18 protein-coding genes are annotated in these 19,917 nt (G+C 40.3%); 15 read left to right on the plus strand and 3 right to left on the minus strand.

Annotated features, from left to right (window positions below):
• The first annotated feature begins 951 nt into the window (after positions 1 to 951).
• Complete coding sequence (locus tag AC1DP6_RS35180; RefSeq protein WP_477059080.1) at positions 952 to 1,740, plus strand: AAA family ATPase; 789 nt, start codon at positions 952 to 954, stop codon at positions 1,738 to 1,740.
• Positions 1,741 to 1,845: 105 nt separating this feature from the next.
• On the opposite strand, the gene AC1DP6_RS35185 is transcribed toward AC1DP6_RS35180, so the two are convergent.
• A complete protein-coding gene (locus tag AC1DP6_RS35185) occupies positions 1,846 to 2,136 on the minus strand; it encodes a T9SS type B sorting domain-containing protein (protein WP_477059097.1) in 291 nt (96 codons plus the stop codon).
• Between the two features lie 247 nt (positions 2,137 to 2,383).
• On the opposite strand from AC1DP6_RS35185, the gene AC1DP6_RS35190 reads away from it, so the two are divergent.
• The 10 genes from AC1DP6_RS35190 to AC1DP6_RS35235 all read left to right on the plus strand — a co-directional run bounded on the left by AC1DP6_RS35190 (position 2,384) and on the right by AC1DP6_RS35235 (position 13,849).
• A complete protein-coding gene (locus AC1DP6_RS35190) occupies positions 2,384 to 3,058 on the plus strand; it encodes a response regulator transcription factor (RefSeq protein WP_477059081.1) in 675 nt (224 codons plus the stop codon).
• 290 nt (positions 3,059 to 3,348) lie between these two features.
• Positions 3,349 to 3,552: a hypothetical protein gene (locus tag AC1DP6_RS35195; RefSeq protein ID WP_477059082.1), complete on the plus strand. Its 204-nt coding sequence runs from the start codon at positions 3,349 to 3,351 to the stop codon at positions 3,550 to 3,552.
• Between the two features lie 1,066 nt (positions 3,553 to 4,618).
• Positions 4,619 to 5,137 (plus strand): UpxY family transcription antiterminator, encoded by a 519-nt coding sequence (locus AC1DP6_RS35200; RefSeq protein ID WP_477059083.1) that lies wholly within the window; start codon positions 4,619 to 4,621, stop codon positions 5,135 to 5,137.
• Between the two features lie 149 nt (positions 5,138 to 5,286).
• The gene (locus tag AC1DP6_RS35205; protein WP_477059084.1) at positions 5,287 to 7,491 is read left to right on the plus strand and encodes a peptidase domain-containing ABC transporter; all 2,205 of its coding nucleotides are present in this window, start codon (positions 5,287 to 5,289) and stop codon (positions 7,489 to 7,491) included.
• A 13-nt stretch (positions 7,492 to 7,504) separates the two neighbouring features.
• Positions 7,505 to 8,008, plus strand: coding sequence for a hypothetical protein (locus AC1DP6_RS35210; protein ID WP_477059085.1), 504 nt, complete (start codon positions 7,505 to 7,507; stop codon positions 8,006 to 8,008).
• 27 nt (positions 8,009 to 8,035) lie between these two features.
• Positions 8,036 to 9,433: an FAD-binding oxidoreductase gene (locus AC1DP6_RS35215; RefSeq protein ID WP_477059086.1), complete on the plus strand. Its 1,398-nt coding sequence runs from the start codon at positions 8,036 to 8,038 to the stop codon at positions 9,431 to 9,433.
• An 86-nt stretch (positions 9,434 to 9,519) separates the two neighbouring features.
• Positions 9,520 to 11,610: a phenylalanine 4-monooxygenase gene (locus AC1DP6_RS35220; RefSeq protein WP_477059087.1), complete on the plus strand. Its 2,091-nt coding sequence runs from the start codon at positions 9,520 to 9,522 to the stop codon at positions 11,608 to 11,610.
• On the plus strand, positions 11,607 to 11,816 hold the full coding sequence (locus tag AC1DP6_RS35225) for a hypothetical protein (RefSeq protein WP_477059088.1): 210 nt from the start codon (positions 11,607 to 11,609) through the stop codon (positions 11,814 to 11,816). Before AC1DP6_RS35220 ends, AC1DP6_RS35225 begins: the two co-directional genes overlap by 4 nt.
• Positions 11,809 to 12,744 (plus strand): glycosyltransferase family 9 protein, encoded by a 936-nt coding sequence (locus AC1DP6_RS35230; protein ID WP_477059089.1) that lies wholly within the window; start codon positions 11,809 to 11,811, stop codon positions 12,742 to 12,744. Before AC1DP6_RS35225 ends, AC1DP6_RS35230 begins: the two co-directional genes overlap by 8 nt.
• Before the next feature lie 4 nt (positions 12,745 to 12,748).
• Positions 12,749 to 13,849, plus strand: a complete 1,101-nt coding sequence (locus AC1DP6_RS35235; protein WP_477059090.1) for a VOC family protein — start codon at positions 12,749 to 12,751, stop codon at positions 13,847 to 13,849.
• Between the two features lie 15 nt (positions 13,850 to 13,864).
• On the opposite strand, the gene AC1DP6_RS35240 is transcribed toward AC1DP6_RS35235, so the two are convergent.
• Positions 13,865 to 14,617 (minus strand): ABC transporter permease, encoded by a 753-nt coding sequence (locus AC1DP6_RS35240; RefSeq protein WP_477059091.1) that lies wholly within the window; start codon positions 14,615 to 14,617, stop codon positions 13,865 to 13,867.
• A gap of 14 nt (positions 14,618 to 14,631) precedes the next feature.
• The gene (locus tag AC1DP6_RS35245; RefSeq protein ID WP_477059092.1) at positions 14,632 to 15,558 is read right to left on the minus strand and encodes an ABC transporter ATP-binding protein; all 927 of its coding nucleotides are present in this window, start codon (positions 15,556 to 15,558) and stop codon (positions 14,632 to 14,634) included.
• An 87-nt stretch (positions 15,559 to 15,645) separates the two neighbouring features.
• Here AC1DP6_RS35245 and AC1DP6_RS35250 point away from each other — a divergent pair, with 87 nt between their 5' ends.
• From AC1DP6_RS35250 to AC1DP6_RS35265, 4 genes are all read left to right on the plus strand, one after another.
• Complete coding sequence (locus tag AC1DP6_RS35250; protein ID WP_477059093.1) at positions 15,646 to 16,410, plus strand: thioesterase II family protein; 765 nt, start codon at positions 15,646 to 15,648, stop codon at positions 16,408 to 16,410.
• Positions 16,411 to 16,420: 10 nt separating this feature from the next.
• Positions 16,421 to 18,028 carry an MBL fold metallo-hydrolase gene (locus AC1DP6_RS35255; protein WP_477059094.1) on the plus strand — a complete coding sequence of 536 codons (1,608 nt, stop codon included), beginning with the start codon at positions 16,421 to 16,423 and terminating at the stop codon, positions 18,026 to 18,028.
• 46 nt (positions 18,029 to 18,074) lie between these two features.
• Entirely contained in the window at positions 18,075 to 18,329 is a 255-nt protein-coding gene (locus AC1DP6_RS35260) for an acyl carrier protein (RefSeq protein WP_477059095.1), read from the plus strand.
• Positions 18,330 to 18,353: 24 nt separating this feature from the next.
• A partial coding sequence (locus AC1DP6_RS35265; RefSeq protein ID WP_477059096.1) for a condensation domain-containing protein occupies positions 18,354 to 19,917 on the plus strand: 1,564 nt, incomplete at its 3' end.

Consider the following 19,917-nt stretch of genomic DNA (forward strand, 5'->3'; position numbering starts at 1 on the left):
GACTCAAAATCTTGTTTTCGAAAGGGAGTGCAGGTTCGATTCCTGTTCTGGGCACCCTGATTTACAATTAGTTATAAAGGCTCCTTCTTAGGGGCCTTTTTTATTTTTCAAAATTTGCCAGCAAAGAAAAGTGCAGGAAGCAAAGAACTAATTAAGTCTTTGGAATTACAACTTACCACGGATATATCTCTCTGAAATTTTTCTAACCTCATCTTACCAGGGTTTACTGTTTATATTATAACTTAACTGYTGCTTTGACCAACATGGATTTTGAACTGTAAAGGAAGTTGTAAATTCGCAATGACATTACGATTTAATAACGAGTGATTTTTTGTTTGTCATTTATACTATTATAAGTRGTCATCATGATAACTCATAGTTTCTGTTTTCTTTGTATGCTGCAGTAAATGATGTTAAAAAAAAATGAAGGAGATTTTTGATGCCGAATTTTTGATTGGTATTTATTAGATTGAAGATCCAAGGGGATCACAGAAAGAATATCAAAGCTTACTAAAGCCTCTTGAATCGTCCAGTCAGATCCGCCAGCATGTTCCTGAAAAACATATTGGAATATAGCCGTTTTTTTAAGCTCATGTCTTAATGGGTTTCCGAGGTTATGGAATCAGTGGTAGTGGAAGTTAATGAAAATTAAGAAAAGTAGTGTCCATTGTACCATTTAAGATAGACCTGCATAATCCGGCTGACTATTAAAAATTTGGAGATTAGGGGTAATTAGGTGCATGAAGTTTTACAACCTTAACGGAGTAGTGTTACAGCCCAGCGTATGATTTTCTTGCTTCGATAGTCAGGCATGGCCAGTAGCATGATGAAGGGGCAAGTCAAATGGAGTGTTCTGAGAGAATTTCAACTAAGTAGGGAGAATTTGAAGTAGGTACCCGTAGCAGGCAAAAAATTGCATAATTTGGCTAAAGCAAACCCATTCATCCATTTATGCCGTATTTAAAATCCTTTTCGATTAATGCTGGTAAAGAACATCCTTTTCCGTTCAATATACCGGCAGTAAAATTTGCACGAAACATCGAGCTTGATCCTGCGGTAACCATCATGGTGGGAGACAACGGTTCCGGTAAGTCAACACTGCTGGAAAGTATTGCGCTCCACATGGATATACCGCTGATAGGTGGTCATATTAAAACTCATCCGGGCTTTGAGGCAGCACGACTGCTGCTGCCCTGGTTGGATATCACAACAGGCAGAAGAACGAGCAAGGGCTTTTTCTTTCGCGCAGAGGATTTCAGTGATTTTATCAATAGTGTTGAATTGCATAATACCCGCATCAGCCAGGATCTGAGAAGCCTTGATGGAGAAGTAGACGATGCGGTGATTGAAAAGATGAAAGACAGCATGAATTACGCGCTCCAAAACATGCGTAGACAGTACGGAGAAAACATGCAGGCCTTTTCTCACGGAGAAGCCTATCTAAAAATTATACAAACTAGGATATCAGATCAGGGTATTTACCTGCTGGATGAACCGGAAGCTGCGCTTTCCCCGCTAAAGCAGTTATCGCTGATATCCTTTATCATGGAAGCCCTGAAAAGTAATAATTCCCAGTTCATCATTGCTACCCATTCGCCGATACTGATGGGCATTCCCAATGCTTTGTTATACGAAATTCAGGAAGATGGAATGCAACCGGTGGAATATAAAGAAACTGAGCACTACCGAATTACCCACACGTTCTTGAATCATCCAGAAGTATACCTGCGGCATTTATAGCTATTATCTTTAGTTGTATTACTGCATAATCCGGCTGACTATTAAAAATTTGGAGATTAAGGGATAATAAAGTGCATGAAGTTTTACGATCTTAACGGAGTAATGTTACAGCCCCGTTTGCCTGAATGCATCTGTGTTTTCATGACTCTTGTATTCCATCATCCAGGTATAGCTTCCCATGACGGCTTTTCTGCCGCCAGCAAGCATGCCATCCCAGCCTATGCTTGGCGTCTGAGTTGTAAAGATCAACTGCTCCCAGCGATTATAAACCCGTAATTGATAGCTGGAAATTACGCAGTGAACAACCGGTCTGAAAGTGTCATTCAATCCGTCCCCATTGGGTGAAAAGGCGGTGGAAACAAATATATCACAACCGTAGTTCTTTTCCTGTATGATAACCTCCTCATGGTTTTTACACCCCTATTTTTTTCATTTCATTGGATAAATACAGTTAAATCCTGTGTTCGCAGATCAACTGTGGGAAATTCCAGCCAAAGATTTGTGCTGGCAAATTGGCTTTAGATACCTCCATTACTGATATTGCCAATAGCCCATTGCGGGGCATCCTGAGCCACTAGATAAGTATTTAGGGACATATCCTTAATAATTCAGAAAAATTCATAATCTAACACTATTTTACTGTATGAAAATTCTGATAGTCGAAGATGAAACGGAGTTGGCCAGAGGCATGGGCATCTATCTTTCTGGGGAAGGATATGTATGTGATTATGCCGTAACTTTTATACAAGCCATGGAGAAAATATCCCTGCTTGATTATGATTGTATTTTGCTAGACCTGATGCTTCCAGGTGGCAATGGGTACGATATTCTTGAAGAGTTGAAGCGGATGAAGAAGCAAGACGGCACAATTATTATTTCGGCTAAAAACGCCCTCAATGATAAAATAAAGGGACTGCACATAGGAGCAGACGATTATCTTTCCAAACCGTTTCATTTATCAGAACTTGCTGCCAGAATATACTCGTTGATCCGTAGACGGCAACTGGGAAACGCTAATATAATAGAACAAAACGAATTAAAGGTGGATGTATTAGGGAAGGAGGTGACAGTTAACGGGCAGCAATTAGCGCTAACAAAAAAAGAGTTTGGATTGTTGATGTACTTCATCAGCAATGCTAACCGAGTGATCTCTAAAGTTGCTTTGGCTGAACACATTTCCGGAGATATGACCGCAGTGTTTGATAGTTATGATTTTGTATATGCTCACATCAAAAATTTGAAAAAGAAGCTTACTGATGCTGAATATGGGAATTATCTTCGAACAATTTATGGAAGCGGATATAAATGGGAAGCATGAGTAAACTACTCAATTACTCTCTGAACAAAATTATTCTTTATATGGGGATCGTACTGGTCTGCAGCATTCCTATGTATTATTTTTCAATCAGCCGCTTTTGGCAATAAGAATTGGATGAACATAAAGTACTGGTTACACCAGAAGCAAGCCGGGAAGATAGTTTATTGATCATTCAGGCCGTAACAATGTTAAGTGCTCTCTTTTTCGGCGTCCTGTTGGCCGCTCTGATTTTTTTGAATCGCCGGCTATCAAAGCGTATACGGCAACCATTTTATAAAATACTGGAACAAATGAAATCTTTTGATCTTGATGGTCCTGATAATATAGCCTTTAAAAGAACCGGAATCACAGAGTTTCACGAACTCAACGCCAGCTTACAGAAATTGCTTTCCTCCAACCTTACCGTATATAATCAGCAGAAGGAATTTGCAGACAATGCCTTCATGATATCCTGCTCCAATGGAACTGGTATTCCGTATGCAGTTAGGAAATAAGTTCAGTATAAGTTCAGTATAAGTTCAGAATGAGTTCTTAGTAAATTCAGAATCTATTCGGAATTTATTCCGAATAGATTCTGGTATAATTAAGAATAAATTCCGAATAAATTCAGAGAAAATTCAGAATGAAAATCAAAACAAAATTCTGAGAAAAATTCAGAATCTCATGGTAATTTGCTGTGTAAAAATTTTAATAATTAAAGATGACATGTAGCTGAGCTGCAGCGTGGGTAGGCGTCGAAAACAATGCATCAACTGCGATTAAAAAATTTTTATTAATTCAAAAAAATAACTATTATTATGTCAACATTGTCAACGACACAATTATTGTTATAAATAACAGCAAATATTTTTTGACCATCAATAGAATTTCATTGAGAATTATAAATGAACAATGGGAAGAATTTGTGAGTGGTTAATTTTTTGTTACGACCAATTTTAGCATTAGATATAGCAATAGTTCCCCTTTAAAATTAACGCCAACGGTTTGTGCATAATGTGTCAATATGTAACAGACTGTAGCGATAGCTATGCAGCTTTCAGATTATTCCAAATTTTAAAACCCTTATGTAACGCCCTTATTAATGTTCCAGCAGTTTTCTGAAGTTAAAAATGTAGTTGGTTGTAGCGCTAGCTATGCAGCTTTCGGATTGTTTCAGATTTTGCGCCCCTTGTGTAAATATCCATGTTAATGTTCCTACAGTTTTTTATAATTATTAAATGTGATTGGTAGTAGCGAAAGCTGCACACTTTTCAACCATTCTGATTAAAATGCCAATATTTAGCAGATTTCATCGATAGCTATGGCTTTCTGATATTAAAAATTTTATGACCCATGTAGAATACCCTTGCAACCATTTCTGCAGTTTACTTTAACAGGTAAATACGTTGGTTGTAGCGATAGCTGTGCACTTTTAAATCACGCTGATTTATGAATATAAATATCTACCAGAATGTAGTATAACACACGCGAATAAATAACCATTAACAGCCCTTTTTCACGTTCCTTCCTCAAGGAATCTTCTTTTGAACATCCCGGGATAGCACATTAAACATTGTTTATATGACTCGATTTCGTCAGGGTTGGTATATCATATATACCCGTCCCAATCAGGAAAAAAAAGTTGCCCAACGGTTAGAAAACCAAGGCATTGAATACTACCTACCCACAATTAAAGGATTAATTCAATGGAAGGATAGAAAAAAGCTTATCGAAAGGCCCCTATTCCCTTCTTATATCTTTATCTACCTGAGAGATCTACAGACATATTACGTCGGCATGGAAACGGAAGGCACGCTTTATTATCTCAAATTTGGGAAGGACATCGCACAGGTTAGTGACGATATCATAAGGAACATACAACTTAGTATCAACAGTGGAAGTGAAATAGAAATATGTGAGGGATCTTTCCTTCCTGGTGAAACTATATGTGTTTGCAATGGTCCACTGTCGGGAGTTTCAGGAGAAGTGGTGCAATATAAGGGAAGAGACAATATTCTTATACATATTCATCTGTTGAATAGAAGCCTTTTGGTTACTGTGCCCTCTAATTCGCTTTTTCCAAAACCTTCCATAAGTTAATATAGCGCATTCAAATACGCAGATTACTGCTATGTTGTCTCCTGTTAAATGCAGTGTTCGCATATCAAATTTATATCCGGAAATGGGAATAGGTCTATAGAAGAACGGCATCAGAGAGCATCTGGTATCACAATTAAATAAAARGGGGAATGTTGAAAAGTCAACAGCAGTTCGATAAATTTCCATCTTTTAGCAATGGAACTGCTAGTCTATATCTGATCACCAGACACTATGGAAAGGTATACACGGAGAGCACGTTTCTGCACCTCACAGGTCTTGAACACGATACTGCAAATATTATGCTTATCAGCGAAGCCGCTGAAAAGTTAGGTTTCAGAACAAGGTGCATACGCCCGGATTTTCGCCAACTGGTAACGGAAGTTCATTTTCCCTGCATATGTTTGATTAGCAACAGGTATAACTTGCTGATGAAAGGAAGAGGCTATGGCAGATGGCGTACTTTTCGGATGAAAGACCTTGTTGACAGTAATCCCGTCAGCTATACTACCGGGCAGGTAAAAGAGCTGTGGAAACAGCTCAAAGATGGGGATGTGGTGTTGATGCTGAAGCCATCGTTCAACTTTGATAATAAATTAAAGCAAGTTGCTACAACAACAGAAAGTAGATTAAACTGGAAACTGGTGTTAAATTATTTTCGTCAATCCGGATTTCTGGTTTGGCAGGTATTCCTGGCATTGTTTATCACCTCATTTCTTCAACTTGTTTTTCCTTTCCTGATGCAAGCCACTGTTGACGTTGGAATCAAGATGAAGGACCTTCATTATATTTCTGTGATTCTTGCCGCAGAGTGTATGTTAATATTTAGTTTGGTAACAGCGGATTTCATACGAAAGAGATTGTTACTGCATATCTCTACTGTTGCCAACATTGATATATTGTCAGATTTCTGGATCAAACTTACCCATTTACCACTTGCATACTTCGATCGGCAGCATACCGGTGAGATTATGCAACGGGTAAATGACAATAAACAGATACAAAATTTTTTCACAGGACCAGCATTAAATACCTTATTTGCATGTGTTAATTTTATAGTGTTCGCGGTTGTGTTAATGATGTATCACTTGTACTTATTCCTAGTTTTCTCTGCAGGAATGACATTATACTTTCTCTGGATGATGTTGTTTCTGCCTATACGCAGAAAAATTAATTACCAGCTATTTCATGCCTCATCCAAAGAAAACAATGCCACACTCCAGATGGTACAGGGAATGCAGGAAATCCGGTTGCAAAATGCAGCCCAGATTAAGCGTTGGGAATGGGAGATTGCACAGGTGCAGATATTTAAGCTCAATTTTAAAAGTCTTACCTATGGACAGCTACAGAGCATGGGGGCGGTATTTATCAGTCAGGGAAAAAATGTGGCTATTACTTTTATAGTTGCCAGCCTTGTGATACAGGGAAAGCTTACGCTGGGGTCTATGCTGGCTATACAATATATTATCGGTCAATTGAACGGTCCGGTGGAACAATTTATTAGTTTTGTGCAGGTAGCACAGGATGCCAAAATGAGCATGGAGCGCCTGAATGAAGTACATCAATTGAAAGATGAGGAATCCGCGGAAGCTGGTCTGGATTATTCCCTTCCCTCTGATCGTACCATAGTTTTGAAGAATGTTTCTTTTTTTTACCCCGGAAATGCACAAACCCCGGTTTTGCATGATGTACAACTTGAAATCCCTGAAGGTAAAATAACTGCCATTGTAGGAGTAAGCGGTAGTGGGAAAACCACTTTGCTCAAGCTGCTGTTAAAGTTTTACGAGCAATATACAGGAGATATCTTTATTGGTGACCAGCACTTCCGGGAGATCAGCCCATCTTTCTGGCGAAAACACTGTGGCGCAGTTTTGCAGGATGGCTATATTTTTAACGACACAATTGGCAAAAACATAACCGTTGAATTCGGAGAAGCGGATCAGGATCGTTTGTTAGCTGCTTGCGTAACAGCCAATCTGTTGCCTTTTATTGAATCTCTTCCGGATGGTTTTAATACGAGGCTGGGAGTAAACGGAACGGGCATGAGTCAGGGTCAAAAACAACGTTTGCTTATTGCTCGTGCAGTATATAAAAACCCGGAATACCTTTTTTTCGATGAGTCTACGAATGCGCTTGATGCAAATAATGAGCAGATCATTATCAATAATCTGCAGTCTTTTTTCCGGAATCGTACCGTCGTCGTTGTGGCACACCGGCTTAGTACTGTAAAAAATGCGGATAAGATAATTGTACTTCATAAAGGATGTATCATTGAAGAAGGCAGCCATCAGTCACTCGCTTCCTTAAAAGGAAGCTACTTTGAATTGGTAAGGAATCAACTTGAACTAGGCACATGAAATTCTGCGGCTTATGAAAAATGAGAAAATGAATGGGAAAATGTCCCCAATGCCGGTTCCCTGGCAAGAACCTGATTTGACTGCCAGTAACGCCGCTGTGTTGAAGAGAAGTGCTTTTTTTATATTGATCTTCATTGTTTTCCTGGTAATCGCGATTCTCAATCAGATTGCCTACCCTGATGTGATGACGGCAAGAGTAGTCGTGGTCCGGCAACATCCTGATGACAGCATGTACACTGCAGAGCTGTTGCTTCCGGAAGAAATCTGTAGGCAGGTGACCGGCGGCGCGCAGGTGACACTTACACTGCAGGGGCTTCCTCAATCAGATCATCTGTCAGTAAAGGCCATACTTCCTCAAAAAATAGGCAATCATACCCCGGTTGTTATTTTTCTGCCGGAGGGGGTTGCTAAAGATGAAAGGCTACCGGATAGTATACAGGCAGAAGTCTTTATTCCAATAAGAGGAATGCCGTTGGTGCAACGAATATTCTCCCGTCAGACGAAATATTTTAAGTGATTTTTATCAAACAGAATGATATAAAATATGATACATCATCAGACATCTATTTTAGAATCATTGATATCCATCTGCGGAGTAGCTTACGTTTTTGCGGAGCGTGACGATCTGTTGCCTTATGAAGCTGATCAATCCCTTTCCGGAAAATATTGTTTTGATATACTTGTCAAACCAGGAAATTCGGCTGAGATAGCTGAAATATTAAAGCTGGGGGGCACCTATAATATCCCGATAACACCCAGGGGCGGTGGGAGTGGAGTTACTGGTGGTGCCTTACCCATTCAAGGTGGTATTGTATTGTCGCTGGAGCGCCTGAATAAGGTGATCAATATCAATAAGGAGGAACGTTATGTGGTCGCTGAATCAGGTGTGGTTACGGCCGATTTATGCAAGGTGGTAGAACAGGAGGGACTTTATTTTCCTGTAGCTCCTTCCAGCAGCTCATTTTCGTTCATTGGTGGTAATGTAGCTGAAAATGCAGGGAGTATTAATTCCTGTAAATATGGGAAGACTGCTGAGTATGTATTGAACCTGGAAGTCGTTTTGACAACAGGAGTAATCATCTGGACCTCCACCAATATTCAAAAGAAGTCAGTGGGGTTAAACCTGACGCAATTATTCATTGGTACGGAAGGGACTATGGGTATTATTACTAAAATTGTTTACAAACTATTACCTGCTCCCACAAAACGGATATTGCTGCTGACAGCATTTACCAATTTGAGGGAGGCTTGCGATGCCATTGTGGCCATCAAGCGACTTAATTTTCTTCCTTCAGCTGTAGAGCTGATCACAGAAAATGCTTTGCGCTTCACGGCTGCATCACTAAACAAAACAATGCCCCTGGTAGAAGAGCACATAAAAGCACATTTGCTGGTGGCGTTGGAAGAAAATAATGATGCCAGAATTAATGATTGCATGGCAGATTTGCTACCGCTGTTGGAACAAAGAACCACCGAAGAGATCCTGGTGGCATCTACGGAGCGCGAAAGGGCCGAATTAATGAAGCTGCGCTTTAGTATCGGGTATGCGTTGACCAGCCGCGGGTATAGTTACCGGGATATTGATGTTACCGTTCCTGTATCCGCATTGTATGATTTTTTACAGCAGGTAGAAGTAATATGTAGTAGGCTTAATGTGTCAGTGGCTTGCTTTGGCCATGCACTGGATGGTAATCTGCATACGATGCTGTTTGGTAACAAGACGGCGGGCTACTCAGAAACAGATGAATTTAAGATGGCCGTTTATCAGATATATGAATATGCCCTCGCCATTGGTGGAGTGATATCAGGAGAGCATGGTATCGGTATTTTACAAAAGGAATTTATGCGGCTACAATTCTCTGACACCCATTTGCAGTTGATGAAAAGTATCAAAGATATACTGGACCCAAAAGGTATTCTTAATCCAGGTAAAATCCTCTGAGATGACCAGCGTTCTGACGAATGGCCCTGGTTGAAAGTCCCCATATCATCCCGATAAAATTGTTCTTAAAATTAATACCAAATAATATGAGTCGCAATATCGTTAACCAAGACTACCACATGTACCAACAGGAAGATCATGAAACCTGGATCAGGCTATGTGAAAAGCATAGTGGCATGAGAAGTGATATGATGGCTAAGGAATACCTGGAAGGGCTGGAGAAATTGCAACTGGACAAAGGGAAAGTAATCCGGATCGAGGAGGTGAGTGAAAGGATCGAATCCATATCCGGATGGACGCTTGTGCCGGTAACCGGCCTGATACCTACAAAAGATTTTTTCTATTTACTTATAAACAAACAATACCCGGTGACGATCTATATCAGAAAGCCATGGGAACTTGATTTTAGCGAACAGCCTGATATTTTTCATGATGTATTCGGCCATTTGCCGTTATTGACAAATGAGAAGTTTATTAAATTTCTCAGCGCGTATAGTACCATCGCTTTGAAATATATTAATAACGATAAAGCGGTTGAATTTCTGGGTCGACTGTACTGGTTCACATATGAAATGGGCTTGATCAATGAGGAGGGAGCTATTAAACCATATGGAGGAGCCATTATTACATCATCAGAAGAAATGAGAAATATTCAGCATGAAAATATTCCCAAGCACCGTTTTGATCTGGGACATATTTTCACCACCAATATGGATAGCTATAAGATACAGTCTGAGTATTTTGTGATAGATTCATTTGATCACTTGTTTGATTGTATCGGAGATCTGGAAAATAGACTGATAGAGCACTTGTTGCTTCCTGATCAGGACAATACACTGAGAAATTATTCATTAAATGCGAACATTGGGAGCGGATTTAATAATGTAATTGGTTTCCTGAATGATATTCAATTCAGGTTTCCGGATGCATACTCATTTGTGGCAGGGCAGCCGGATGAGTCGTTTTTTAATATAGAGGAGCAGCTGCTTAAATTTAAAACATTTGTTGACCATAGCGCCCGTATTACAGGAGAACAAATCACGCATGTTGTTAATAAAATCGGGCAGTATAATAAAACCAAAGGTATCATTAATGACCTTGTATCTGATTATTTGAGAAATGATGAGAATATTAATGTTAGTGGTGATCATATATTGATAACGGTAGGGGCCCAGGAGGCATTTGCGATTATCGTATCCACCATTTGCAATAATGATAAAGATGTAGTGTTGATTGAAGATCCAAGTTATATTGGCATCAGCTCATTCACCAAAATATTTAACTACCCTATTGAAGGTGTACCGATAGATCAGGAGGGGATTAACCTGACTGCTTTAAAAGAAAAAATTATCGTATTGCACCATGCCGGTAAGCGGGTAAAGCTACTTTATGTGATCCCGGACTATCAGAATCCAACAGGTTCCTGTATGCCAATAGGTAATCGTCTTAAACTACTGGAGCTGGCGAAAAGATATAATTTCCTGATTATTGAAGATAGTGTATATAACAGCTTTACCTATCTGCAAAAGAAAAATCCGACGCTCAAATCACTCGACAGATACAACAGGGTGATATACGTGGGCTCATTTTCAAAGTCGCTGTTCCCCGGATTAAGGGTTGGTATGATTGCCGCGGACCAACAGGTAGAAAATGATATGGGGAACAATGTTTCGTTAATTGATGAAATGGTGAAGGTGAAAGCACAGCTTACAAATAACACTTCTACCATTAGTCAGGCAATTGTGGGGGGCGTTTTATTGGAGTTGGGAGCTAGTTTGAGTGAATGGAGTAAGCCTAAGTATGAAAGCTATAAAAGAAAGAGAGATGGTATGATCAATGCGCTTCATCATTATATCGGGTTACATGATTGGGGAAATGATATTAAATGGGAAACACCGGATGGAGGTTTTTTTATTAAGATGACACTGCCATTTGAGGTAAACATCGACAGCGTGGTGGAAAGTGCCGGTAAGTTCAATGTTATATTCTGTCCTATGCGGTTTTTCTATCTGAAGAAAGGTGGAGAGAAGGAGATTAGACTGACGTTTTCAAATTTGTCTTTAGAGCGTATAGAAAAAGGAGTAGCGCAGTTAGCGGCATATTTGAAATACCGTAAACATATGAATGAAGGACAACTTTCCCTTTTAACAGAGAAAATGAGAGAGGAGATATCATGAAAATAAAAATGACCAGAAATGCAGAGGAGATCTCCGCCAGGATCGCCGAGGTGGAAAAGAGGATCGTGATCATCGACCAGCAAATTTCCAAAGAACTCAGGCTGGCTTTTTTCAACAGAAGACCTAAGGTGTGCTTATTTCTGGATGCAGAAAAAAGGAAGTATGCCGGTATTCTGAAAACATTAAAATGGATGATCCATGAATAAAGATATCAGTGTGATTACCTGGGGAGGAATAGGCGATGTGCTTGTTTGTACACCCACATTCAGCGCCATCAGGGAAGCTTACCGAAATCACAGGTTGATAGTATACTGTGGCAGGCCTGAACACAGGGATGTGTTATTACATAACCCTAATATAGATGAGGTCAGGTTGGTGAGTCAAAGATTCATACAGTCGTCTGCTGCCCGCTATTTGTGGCGGTATCCGGCAGATATGCTGAAAGCGTTTATAAACAAGAAGGATATAAAGTATTATACACTTTACTTTCAGCATATCCCACCTACCTGGTTATATAATAAAAGTGTAAAAGAAATAGTACCTGAAATATTTGCTGACCTCAGCATAGACCTTAAAGATACGAGGGTACAAATGTTCTTTACAGAAGTAGAGGAAAGAAAAGCCCGGTTTATGCTGGCGCCATTCAAGAAGGTCGTGTTGTTACATGTTTTCTCGAAAGCATCCGTTAATCATCACTGGCCCAAAGAACGATGGGAACAGTTGGTCACGGAATTGCCGGAATGTACATTCATACAGTTAGGTACGGCTAAAGAGCCTTCTATAAAAGGAGCCATTGACTGGAGGGGTAAGACTACATTAAGGGAAGCCAACTGCTTGTTGAAGTATGCGGCGTCTTTTGTTGGCGTAGATTCAAGCCTCTCCCATGCCACCAATGCATTCGGATTACCTGGCGTCGTGTTATTTGGAGATTCCAGTCCGGTATACTGGGGGCATGATAATAATATAAATATCTACAAGGGTATTGAGTGTTCGCCCTGCTTTTATTACTTGCGTCAACATGCCTGTCCTTACGGGCATGAATGTATGAATTTAATCACGGTAGAAGAGGTCCGTAATGCACTCCGACTTCAGGTAGATGCTGGCGCTAAGAGACTATCATTGATGTTAAATTAATTTTATGGAGAAGAAATTTCCGGAAGAGTTTTCGGTGGATCACATCGAGATATATACGCCTATGGCAAAGGTATTAAGCTATTGGCATGAACATGCCTTGGGCTTCTCTCTTAGTGCATATGCGAATAATGAAACAGGGGAACAGAACCTGTCATCATATGTACTAACCAGCAAAAATATCCGGCTTGTCCTGACGGGGACCTATCCTGTAGCCAATACAGCGGCAAATGCAGACGTATCTCTGTTTATAGCACAGCATTTTTGCGGGGTAAAAAAAATCTGCCTCCATGTAGCTGATGTGGAAGCAGTTTTTAACAGGTGTATATCAAACGGAGGTGTTCCTGTCAAGGCTCCCTGTAAAAAGGAAGATGCGTCAGGATATATTGAGGAAGCTTCTGTGAAGCTGTATGATGACTGTGAAATTGTATTCGTTAACAGGAGTAATTATTGCGGTGTTTTTAAACCAGGGTACAAAGCATCGGGATCGCCGGCTTATCATGAACCGCTGTTGGAAAATATAGATCATATAGCCAGCGAGCTGAGGGTGAATGAAAGTAAATTCTGGTCCAGTTACCTGAATAATATTTTAGGAACTTCACTGGTACAGACTTTCGGAGAAAGCGAAGAAAACAAGACAGGGATGATTTTGAACATTAACCAGTCGCGTAATGGTAGTTTGACACTGGTAATTGCCGAGCCGACTTCGTGTTCTCCTACTTCAAAGGTGCAGCGTAATATAAGCGAATTCGGCCCGGGCATTCATCATCTTGCATTTAGTACGGAGGATCTTGTTCAAACGACCAGGTTGTTATTGGAAAGAGGTGTTGATTTTGTGACTTTCCCTGCTTCCTACTATGAGCTGCTTCGTGTTAACGAGGACTTTAAAGACGTGGACATTGATTCTCTTCAAAAGAATAATATCCTGATCGATAAAGAGGGCGAAACATATCTGCTTCAAAAATTCATTAAACCTATCAGCGACCGTCCGTTTTTTATTTATGAAATAGTGCAGCGAATTAATGGATATAATGGGTTTGCCCTGAAAAATATCAACATTTTAAAGAGAGCGGAGGAACTGCAGATTATGGAGGTTAAGCCTGCATAAGGCGCATATTCTGACTTATCCCCGAAATCTTTTAGTGAAATCGAAATAGCTCAGGAAAGAAATGAACAGGAATACACATAAGCTATAGATTTCGTTTTTGGCGATGAAGCCTTGCTCCGGGTATTTATAGAATACTGTCAGCAGTCCATCGATATAAGGATAATAGACCGCTTTTTCCATTTTTCTGTAAAGCAAGATAGCGACACAAATACCGAACAGGCCGATGCCTATATTGATAAACATGTTTTTGATCCTGATGCTCAACCAGAAATGAATCGCTAATATTCCGAGGAAAGCAATCAATGTTCTGAATGCCATGTAAAATATCAGGCTAAAGTCCGGTAGATGAGTAAGGAAGCCCATTTTAGGAAATGCTAATCCCAGCAGGATACCATCTAAAAAGAAGAATAAGAGAAACACAACATAGAGGAGGGAAAGAAGGAGGAGGTTCATCAATAGCTTGTTAAAATAAACTGTACTCTTTTTCTGGGGTAAAGTGAGCAAGTACTTCCAGGCATTGTATTTATGTTCAATGTTGATGTACATACAGGTCACCATAACGATAACAAGGGGGCCAACAAACACGGTGAATCCTTTAATTGCCTCTTTCCAGAAATCATGCCATGGATTGCTTTGAGCGGCCATTACGTCTTTTGCATGTTCTATGAAATCAAAAGTGGTCAGCAAGGGAACGAGGAAGGCCGCCGCTGCAATGAGCCACAGGATAAAATTGTTTTTTATTTTAAGTACTTCTGTTTGAAATTGCATGTTGACGATATTAATTAGTTATTCTTTTCTATGAAATTTATAAATGTATTTTCCAGATCCTTGCTGGATACATACAATAGGTGAATACCCAGATCTGCCGTCACAAGTAGTTTGGCGATGGATGCCACCTGCTCATTATTTTCAAATGGAACTTCCAGCATGTGCTGTTCTTTATTAACTACATTATATTTTTTTTCCAACAGGAAGATAGCTTTGGAATTATTGTCTGTCTTAATTTGGATAACATTGGCGTTCCTGTTGATTTGTTTAAGTTCTTCTACAGTGCCCTGGAAAATCAATGACCCTTTGTTAATAATGCCGATATGTGTGACTAGCTTTTCTATTTCAGACAGCAGATGACTGGATAGAAAGATGGTAATCCCCAGTTCTTTATTGAGACTCAGCAGTAACTCTCTCGTTTCAATAATACCTGCAGGATCTAATCCATTTACGGGTTCATCGAGGATCAGAAGATCTGGGTTTGAAAGTAACGCGAGCGCAACACCTAACCGTTGCTTCATTCCCATTGAATAGGTTTTTACTTTCCGGTGAGCGGCATCTGTCAACCTTACGAGCCTTAATACTTCAGAAATCCTTTTGGGGTCTACTTTCCGGACAATCCGCGTGATTTCCATGTTATCCCAGCCGGAGAGGTGTTCATAGAGAGAAGGCTGTTCTATCAGGGAACCAATTTTGGAGAGTATCTGCATGCGGTTCTCTGAGAGGCGGCTTCCAAAAAGCCTGATAGCAGGACTAGATTCAGGAAGTAAGCCCAGTAGCAAGCGAATGGTCGTTGTTTTTCCAGCGCCGTTAGGGCCAAGAAAGCCATAGATGGCGCCTTTTTCAACCTTTATGTTTAAGTTTTTTAAAAGCTGTTCTTTTTCGCTGAAACCGAAATTCAGGTTAGAAGTCTCAATAAGCAAATTGGATGGTCGTTCCATTGGTTTGATATTTTCAGTTTGTAGAACAAATGTATCTCTCCTTGTCAGAACCGGGAAATTTGCAGGTCAGAAATAGCAAAAGCCCTGATGAACAGCAGAATTTCAAGGGCTAAAAATACCAGGATTGACGTAAAACCCAGTAAACACAGAATGGAGAAATTTCATCTTTTTTGTCTGCCTTTTGCAGGAGGCAATAAATACTGCTACCGGAAACTGGAAAAAGTCGCTGAACCCTTTATAGAAGTTATTACACTTGAGTATCCAGGAAGAGGTACGAGAATAAGTGAGCAGTTGCTCACAGATATTGACGCTCTGACGGATGATCTGTACAAACAGATGAAGGATATGCTGTACGGCAGATATGCCATCTATGGACATAGTATGGGAGGTCTGCTGGCTTGTCTTCTCTCAAGAAAACTTATAGGGAATGGACATCCGCCGGCTGCTCATTTGTTTATCACAGGAACTGCCGGCCCCTCCGGAAGGAAGGACAATAATAAATGGCATCTGCTTGAAAAAGGGAAGTTTTTAGAAAAAATAAAGGATATGCAGGGAAGTCCGGATGAGGTGTTGTGCAACGAGGAAATCCTGGACTATTTTGAGCCGATTCTGAGGGCAGATTTCAAGGCGAGTGAATCATATATCTATGACGGTTCTTATCCACAGGATATTCCCTTTACCGTTATTACGGGTACAGAAGAAGATATGGAGAAGGAACAGATTTTATCATGGCGGAAGGAAAGCCTTGCAAGCGTTGATTTTAAGCGATTGCCGGGAAAGCATTTTTTCATATTTGATTATCCGGAAAAAATAATGGAAATCATAGCGCGTAAATTATCTATTAGTTATTGAAAATAAAGTTATGAGTCAAGAAACGTTTTATCTTAAGCCAAACGTGGTCATCGAACCATTGTATGACAGGTGGTATGCCTGGAGCCATCTGATTTCTCCTGCCACAGCACCCATGAACATCGTGGAGCGGCATCTGAAAATCATGGAGTCTTATATCTCGGAGCCGGATATTCATTTTCAGGCAGTGCAAAACCCTAAATTGAAAGGTGGTCCCTTTATGGATTTTCCGCATAACAGGGTGAAAGAAGTAGAAGAATTACGTAAAACAACTATTGCAAACCAGCAAAAATCTATTGCTTTTGCAAAGGCAATAAAGGAACTGGATAAAATGCTGATATCAGAAGCCCGGGGATTTGGTCTGGAGTCGGTATATGAGAAAGTGCCTGATCTGCTGAAAGGATATGTGGAATTGCATTACGACCGAAGCAACAACCCTGGTATGAGATTGTATGAATCACTGCTGTACCGGAGTGAATTCTACAGGAAAGAGTCCCAGAGTATTGCTTTGTGGGTAACGGATAATGATCACAGACCTTTTTGCTTAAGTACTCCGCGGCTGGATGAAAAAGATGTCATTCATCTGAATATTCCCTTCGATAGCCCACAAATAGATGAATTGGCGAAAATGACCAGAGCGCCACAAACAATCGCCTATATAAGAGATTTATTAGGAATTACAGCAGCCGAAAGCACGCTCTTCGAAACATTTTTCACCAGGGAGGAGCCACCTGTATATAAGAAATATGAAGGAGATAAGATTCGCATGAGATACTTCGGCCATGCCTGTATCCTGGTAGAAACCAGGAATGTGAGCATCTTATTAGATCCCCTGGTCAGTTATTACGGATATGATTCCGATGTGGAGCATTTTTCATTTGCCGATTTACCGGATGAGATAGACTATGTTTTGATCACGCATAATCATCAGGATCATATTTTATTTGAAACATTACTGCCTTTGCGCCATAGGATCAAAAATCTGATTGTGCCTGGTTCTAATAGCGGTAAACTGGAAGATCCGGATCTGAAGCTTATGTTTAACAGTATTGGATTTAATAACGTGACGACTATTGAGGAGATGGAAAGCGTTCAGTTTTCTGATGCTGTAATTACAGGATTGCCATTTATGGGAGAACACAGTGATCTAAATATCCTTACCAAGTCATGTTTTCATGTACAGATAGATAACTTTAAATTATTGTTTATGGCTGATTCCAGGATAATGGAACCTGCCTTGTATAAGCATATTCATAAGGCCATCGGAGATGTAGATGTCATCTTTTTGGGAATGGAATGTGACGGAGCTCCATTAACGTGGCTATATGGTCCGCTGATGACCACGAGGCTTTCCCGTGATCAGGATGGAAGCAGGAGACTTGCCGGCTCAGATTGTGCCAAGGGAATGTCGCTGGTCGATATCTTTAAACCGAAGGAAATTTATGTGTATGCTATGGGACAGGAGCCATGGATAGAATTTATCAGCAGCATAAAATATACCGACGACTCCAACCCGATTGTTCAGTCGAATAAACTGGTCGAATTCTGTACAGAAAGAGACATCATTGCGGAACGCCTCTTCGGGGAAAAAGAAATCATGTACGAGCGACAATTGGTTTGATTGCGCGCCCCAGTATTGACCGTTTGATTACTGAAACAAATATGCTATGACAAAATATACGGTCGTGGAAATCATATCAGTAATCTCTGAACAAGTGGCAGAGATTACTGATATTGAGTTATCCCAAATAGACCCGGATAGAAATATTCTCGATTATGGATTTGACTCCCTGAGATCAATTCACCTGATCGGACAATTAGAGATTTATTTTAACAGTGAGATTTCAGAAACAGCGATACTGGAATTTCCTACCATTCGAAAGCTTGCAGCACATCTTCAACAACAGGTTGCTATCGATTAATTGAGATAACCCCATACCCCGTTTATGGATATAAAAATGTTCCCGCTTCATCCTTCTCAGTTGGAAATATATTACGACCAGGTAATTGATCTGAGCAAAACCCATTATAATCTGGGCGGCTATCTGAAGTATACAGGAAAATTGGAGGTGGCTAATTTTATTCATGCAGCTTCTTCTGTCATTCATCAGATCGATATCTTTCATACACGTGTTGGCGCAAATGACCATGAACCCTTTTTTACATGGCATAAGGAGGAAGATACGCCATTGGAAATACTTGATTTCAGTAGCTTTGACTTTCCAGATCAATTGGCCGGAAAATGGACTGGTATCGAAATGGAGCGCCCGTTTGATATTTATGGCGAAATTTTATGGCAGCATAAATTGCTTAAAATTTCTGAAACAGAATACTGGTATTATTTCAAAGCACATCACCTGGTACTGGATTGCTATGGTATAAGAAATCTGATAAGAGCAATTTCGGAGAAATACAATACCACTTTTTCTGGTGCTACTATCCCTGGCGTTCCCACTACGACAGGATATTTTGAAGAATCTACGAAAGCGATAGCATTTTTAAGCAGTTCCACCTATAAAAAAGCGATCCCTTATTGGCTCGGAAAATTTAATGCACTGCCAACGCCACTGCTGCAAGCTAATAATCCCCAATATGAAATCAATCCCGTTAATAGTGACCGGTTGTTGGTGGATTTGCCCGGAGAAATGAGTACGCGCCTTAAATCTTTCTGTTCGCTAAAAGGATTAAGCCTTCAGAATTTACTACTAGCTGCGTTCATCATTTATTATAACAGGTTGTCCCGGAAAACGCGATTTGTTTTTGGCTGTCCGATACATAATAGAGAGAACAAGCAGCAATATGATATGGTGGGTATGTTCACAAAGATAAATCCGTTTGTTTTTGAACTATCTGGTGATCCTGTTTTGGAAGATCTGCTAAAAGCTATCCGGAAGGTGCAGCTTGGGGACTACAAACATGCGAAATATACAGGTATCGATCTTCGCCGGGAGCTAAAGAAGGTAGGACATTCCGCTAATGAAAGGATATTTGATATCATTGTTAATTACGCACTCCACGATTTTGAAAATCTGTTACCCGAAACGGATAGCGAAATTGTATCGTTGGTCAGCCGGTATGCTCAAACTCCGTTGTCTATGTGCTGGTTTGATTACGGCGGAGATAAGGCCCTGCGACTGTGCGTAGATTTCCAGTATAAGTATTTTTCCAGTGAGGAAATAACGTTATTGACCCAACGCATTCTGTTTATACTGGATCAATTCAGTGAGGGGATTGCAGGCAATATTTCCTCTTTAAAAGTATTACCTGCTACGGAAGAGCGCATGATCCTCGGAGTGTTTAACGACACGGAGATAGCTTATCCGGACAAAACATTATTGGATCTGTTTGAAGAACAGGTGGGGAAAACACCGGATGGGATTGCACTGGTATTCGGAGATGAGGAGGTTACTTATGCCGCTCTGCATGAACGGAGTAATCAATTAGCGTATTATTTAAGAAGGCTGGGCGTACAGGCAGAGACGCTGGTGCCGGTTTGTATAGAGCGGAGTG

Source organism: Chitinophaga sp. 01L420, assembly GCF_056399985.1.